Source organism: Streptomyces sp. SID14478, from assembly GCF_010548525.1.
Taxonomy (GTDB): Bacteria; Actinomycetota; Actinomycetes; order Streptomycetales; family Streptomycetaceae; genus Streptomyces.
On the sequence record NZ_JAAGMG010000135.1, the window covers coordinates 1 to 664 of the forward strand.

The following is a 664-nucleotide window of genomic DNA, read 5'->3' on the forward strand; positions in this document are numbered from 1 at the left end:
TCCAGCCACGTGTACCAGGTGACGCCGACCGCGGCGAGGTGCGCGACCTCCTCGCGGCGCAGGCCCGGGGTGCGGCGGCGCGGGGTGCGCGGCACTCCGGCCTGTTCCGGGGTGATGCGCTCGCGGCGGCTGCGCAGGAACGCGGCCAGCTCGGCGCGGCGGAGCTGATCGGCGGTCACTGCGGTCGTCATGCCTCCAGGATGCCTCCGCACCGGCCCCGCGCTCAGCCTGTTGCCAGGTGCTGCCTGTAACAGGATGAGCAGACTCTGGTACCAGTCTGCGCGGGCGACGATCGTCGACGGCATGACCACCGTCACCGCCACCACGCGGACACCGCCCGCCGCCGCGCCACCGCGCCTGGGCCGCGTCGGCCTGCTCACCGTCCTGCTCGGCGCCGCCCTGCCGATGATCGACTTCTTCATCGTGAACGTCGCCCTGCCCGGCATCGCCCGCGATCTCGACGCCTCCCCCGCGGGCCTGGAGATGGTGGTCGCCGGGTACGCCGTCGCGTACGCCGTGCTGCTCGTGCTCGGCGGCCGGCTCGGCGACACCTTCGGGCGGCGCCGGCTGTTCCTGCTCGGCGTCGCCGCCTTCGGCCTGACCTCGCTGGCCTGCGGGCTCGCGCCGAGCGCGTGGACTCTGGTCGCCGCCCGCGTCGCGCAGG

General features: G+C 75.0%; 1 protein-coding gene and 1 pseudogene. One reads left to right on the forward strand and one right to left on the reverse strand.

Going from position 1 to position 664, the window contains the following annotated elements; translation table 11 throughout:
- Positions 1-191, reverse strand: a pseudogene (locus G3I40_RS05075) (helix-turn-helix domain-containing protein); the annotation flags it as partial.
- Between the two features lie 64 nt (positions 192-255).
- Between G3I40_RS05075 and G3I40_RS05080 the strand changes: the two are divergent.
- On the forward strand, positions 256-664 hold a 409-nt coding region (locus G3I40_RS05080), incomplete at its 3' end, for an MFS transporter (protein ID WP_239091545.1).